Genomic DNA, 4,087 nt, shown 5'->3' with positions numbered 1-4,087 from the left:
GCCGCGCGGGCGACGCTGGAGCGGCTGACGCCGGCCGGCCACGCGCCGCGCGTCACCGTCTCGCTGAGCGACGAGCCGCCGCTCGCGCTCGCCTTCGTGGTGATCAGCGCGGAGCCGGCCGCGTGACGCGGCGGGCGTCGATTGCCGTTTGCAGCGGCGAAGAGTATCACGGCCACCGATCCGGCCCGCGGCGGCCTCACACGGAAAAGCGATGAGCGTGACGACCGACAAGAAGCAGAGCGCCGACGGCGGGTTTGTCGAGATCATCAAGATCGTCGTGCAGGCTCTCCTGATCGCCGTCGCCATCCGCACGGTGCTGTTCCAGCCGTTCAACATCCCGTCGAGCTCGATGGAGAAGACGCTGCTGGTGGGCGACTACCTGTTCGTCTCCAAATACGCCTACGGCTACAGCCGCCACTCGCTGCCCTTCAGCCCGCCGATCGGCGACGGCCGCATCTTCGCCTCCGTGCCGAAGCGGGGCGACATCGCGGTGTTCAAGCTGCCGACCGACAACTCGACCGACTACATCAAGCGCGTGATCGGCCTGCCGGGCGACCGCATCCAGATGATGGACGGGGTGCTGTTCATCAACGAGAAGGCGGTGCCGAAGCAGCGCATCGAGGATTACGTGGAGGGCGCCGGCGGGCAGACCCGCCGCATCCCGCGCTACCGCGAGACGCTGGACAACGGCGTGTCCTACGAGGTGCTCGACCTCGTGGAGAACGGCTTCCTCGACAACACGCCGGTCTACACGGTGCCGCAGGGCCATCTGTTCATGATGGGCGACAACCGCGACAACTCCACCGACAGCCGCGTGCAGTCGGCGGTGGGCTATGTGCCGATGGAAAATCTGGTCGGCCGGGCGGAGGTGCTGTTCTTCTCGGTGGACAAGGCGCCGGCCTGGGCGTTCTGGCAGTGGCCGTGGTCGGTGCGCTGGGGCCGCATCGGCATGTCGCTGCGATGAAGAAGCGGGCGCTCGCCCATGCGGAGGTCGAGGCGCGGATCGGACATGCGTTCGCGGACCGCTCGCTTCTGGAGCGCGCGCTGACCCACATCAGCGCCGCTACCTCGTCCGAGGGGCGGCTCGGCAGCTACCAGCGGCTGGAGTTTCTGGGCGACCGGGTGCTGGGGCTTGCGGTCGCCGACATGCTGATCGAAGCTTTTCCCACCTCCGACGAGGGCGAGCTGTCGCGCCGGCTCGCGGAGCTGGTGCGGGCGGAGGCCTGCGCGGAGGTCGCCGGCGCCATGGATCTCGCGCCCTTCATCCGCCTCGGGCCCGGCGAGCAGGGCTCGGGCGGGCGGCGCAAGGTGGCGATCCTCGCCGACGTGTGCGAGGCGGTGATCGGCGCGGTGCATCGCGACGCGGGCTACGAGACGGCGGCGCAGCTGGTGGACCGGTTCTGGCGGCCGCGCATGCTGGCGCCCCGGCGGCCCTTGCGCGACGCCAAGACGGAGTTGCAGGAATGGGCGCAGGGGCGAGGTCTCGCCATGCCGCTCTATCAGGAAGTGGAACGCTCCGGCCCCGACCACAGCCCGCATTTCCGCGTGGCCGTGGTGGTGGACGGTCTGGGCGAGGGACTGGGCGCCGGCCGCTCCAAGCGCGCGGCGGAGCAGGATGCGGCGCGGGCGCTGCTGGCGCGCGCGGGCGTCGCGATCGAAGGACGTGAGGATGTCTGACACTGCATCGAACGAAGCGGTTCCGCCTGAGGGCGACACCCGCTGCGGCTTCGTGGCGCTGGTGGGCGCGCCGAACGCGGGCAAGTCCACGCTGCTGAACGCGCTGGTCGGGGCCAAGGTCTCCATCGTCAGCCACAAGGTGCAGACCACCCGCGCGCTGGTGCGCGGGCTGGTGATCGCCAAGGGCGCGCAGATCGTGTTCGTGGACACGCCCGGCATCTTCTCGCCGAAGCGGCGGCTCGACCGCGCCATGGTCACCACCGCCTGGGGCGGGGCGGGCGACGCGGATCTGGTCGGCCTTCTGATCGACGCCCGCAAGGGCCTCGACGAGGACAACCTCGCCATTCTCGACAAGCTCGGCCAGACCGGCCGGCGCAAGGTGCTGATCCTGAACAAGATCGACACCGTCCGCCGCGACACGCTGCTGGCGCTGGCGCAGGAGGCGGCGGCGCGCACGCCGTTCGAGCGCGTGTTCATGGTCTCCGCGCTCACCGGCGACGGCGTGAAGGACCTGATCGACTTCTTCGCGGACGAGATGCCGGCGAGCCCGTGGCTCTATCCGGCCGACGACATCTCCGACCTGCCGCTCCGGGCGCTCGCCGCCGAGATCACCCGCGAGAAGCTGTTCGCCCGCCTGCACGACGAACTTCCTTACGCCTCCACCGTCGAGACCGAGAAGTGGGAGGTCCGCCCGGACGGCTCCGCCCGCGTGGAGCAGACGATCTATGTGGAGCGGGAGAGCCAGAAGCGCATCGTCATCGGCAAGGGCGGCCAGACGGTGAAGGAGATCTCGATGCACGCGCGCAAGGAGATCTCCGAGATCGCCGAGACGACCGTGCACCTGTTCCTGTTCGTGAAGGTGCGCGAGAACTGGGGCGACGATCCCGAGCGCTACCGCGAGATGGGGCTGGAGTTCCCGCGCGGCTGACGGACGGCCGCGCGCCGCGCACGGCGCGTTCCGCCGGTCAGGCGATGATCCGCAGATGGGCGAGGTCCTCGTTGCGGGCGAGGACGTCGGTCTCCGCCACCACGAGGTTGCGGCCGTTGCGCTTGGCCGCGTAGAGGCAGCGGTCGGCGCGGTCGACCACGGTCTGCCCGGTGTCGCCGCTGCGCCAGGTGGCGACGCCCACCGACACGGTGACCCGGCCGAGATGCTCGCCGGTGGAGCGCTTCACCAGATCCTTGGTCATCACCGCGCGCCGGATGCGCTCGCCAACCGCGAGCGCGGCGTTGACGTCGGAGGCGCCCAGCACGATCGCGAACTCCTCGCCGCCGAAGCGGGCGGCCAGATCCGGCCCCTTCACGTTCTGCTTCAGCGACAGCGCCACCAGCCGCAGCACCTGATCGCCGGTGAGATGGCCGAACGTGTCGTTGAAGGTCTTGAAGTGGTCGATGTCGATCACGAGCACGGAGAACGGCTTGCCGTCCGCCGCCTCCTTCAGCGCGCGCTCGAGCGTGCTTTCGAGATACTTCCGGTTGGCGAGGCCGGTGAGCGGATCGGTGAGGGACTCGACCCGCACCAGCTCCAGCGCGTGGTGCAGCTCCTGCATCTCGTCCTGGGCCTCGCCCAGGCGGCGCTCCAGCTCCACGGTCTTGGAGACGGTGGCGTTGGTCGCGGCGAGCAGGCTCTGGGCCAGCGTCTCCAGCGGCGCGCCGGACGCGCCCATGCGCCGCGCGCGCTCGCTGATGCTCTCCAGCTTCTGCACGTAGTCGAGCTTCTGCCCGCGCGCATCCTTCAGGATGTCGGCGACCTGGACGATCTCGTCCAGAATGCGCGAGCCCACATGGTCGACCCGGTCGGACAGCCGCAGCGGGGACAGGTAGGTCTCGTAGAGGCTGTCGAGCTCGTCCTCGCTGATGGTGGGCGAGCGTTCGAGCGCCTCGTTGATCGCGCGGTTCAGCGCGGCGTTGTAGCCGGTGGCGTAGGTGTACCAGAGCTCGTAATTGCGCGGAAACGCGGGATGCCGATGCGCCCGCAGACGTCGCACCGCAGCGTCGCTGAAGATGAGCGTACGCTCGTAATCGGTCGCGTTGCGCCGCATGCAGCCTTTGCCCCCGCAGGCTTGCCCGCCGCCGGTCTCGTGACCGAGGACGTCTGGAGCCATAAGGAAGCAGTAGAGGGCTTAAATTCAAGTTAAGGGGGCGGGCCCCGCCCGATGAGGCAAGTAGAGCGGGGCGACCTGATCGATCGATCGAGCCGATCAGGCCTTCTTCACACGGATCGGACGGGCCAGGAACGCCGGAAGATGGTCGCCGAACCCGACGCCGGTGTTATCGTTATCGTCCGACGAGCGGCGTCCGCGCGGGGCGGGCTCCGAAACCTGCCGGGCGGGAGCGGGCGCAGGCGCCGCGCGGGGCGTGTCGCGGGCTGCGGCTTCGGCCTTGGGCTCGCTCGGCTTCGGCGCCGCAG

4 protein-coding genes and 1 pseudogene are annotated in these 4,087 nt (G+C 69.6%); 3 read left to right on the top strand and 2 right to left on the bottom strand.

The features are described from left to right. Positions 1-211: 211 nt before the first annotated feature. From lepB to era, 3 genes are read left to right on the top strand one after another with little or no spacing between them, the layout of a single operon-like run. Positions 212-964: a signal peptidase I gene (gene lepB, locus ACFQ4O_RS15845; RefSeq protein WP_378777055.1), complete on the top strand. Its 753-nt coding sequence runs from the start codon at positions 212-214 to the stop codon at positions 962-964. Next, on the top strand, positions 961-1,677 hold the full coding sequence (gene rnc / locus ACFQ4O_RS15840) for a ribonuclease III (protein WP_378777053.1): 717 nt from the start codon (positions 961-963) through the stop codon (positions 1,675-1,677). The genes lepB and rnc overlap by 4 nt, the downstream gene beginning before the upstream one ends. Beyond that, positions 1,670-2,605: a GTPase Era gene (gene era / locus ACFQ4O_RS15835; protein ID WP_378777051.1), complete on the top strand. Its 936-nt coding sequence runs from the start codon at positions 1,670-1,672 to the stop codon at positions 2,603-2,605. Before rnc ends, era begins: the two co-directional genes overlap by 8 nt. 37 nt (positions 2,606-2,642) lie before the next feature. On the opposite strand, the gene ACFQ4O_RS15830 is transcribed toward era, so the two are convergent. Together ACFQ4O_RS15830 and ACFQ4O_RS15825 are read right to left on the bottom strand one after the other, a co-directional pair. Continuing rightward, positions 2,643-3,719 (bottom strand): GGDEF domain-containing protein, encoded by a 1,077-nt coding sequence (locus tag ACFQ4O_RS15830; protein WP_378777048.1) that lies wholly within the window; start codon positions 3,717-3,719, stop codon positions 2,643-2,645. 159 nt (positions 3,720-3,878) lie between these two features. Continuing rightward, positions 3,879-4,087: pseudogene (locus ACFQ4O_RS15825) on the bottom strand (DEAD/DEAH box helicase); the annotation flags it as partial.

This window comes from Methylopila musalis, from assembly GCF_042679725.1.
GTDB lineage: Bacteria > Pseudomonadota > Alphaproteobacteria > Rhizobiales > Methylopilaceae > Methylopila > Methylopila musalis.
The sequence above is the reverse complement of the archived record's forward strand: the minus strand, read 5'-3'. Positions and strand labels throughout refer to the sequence as shown.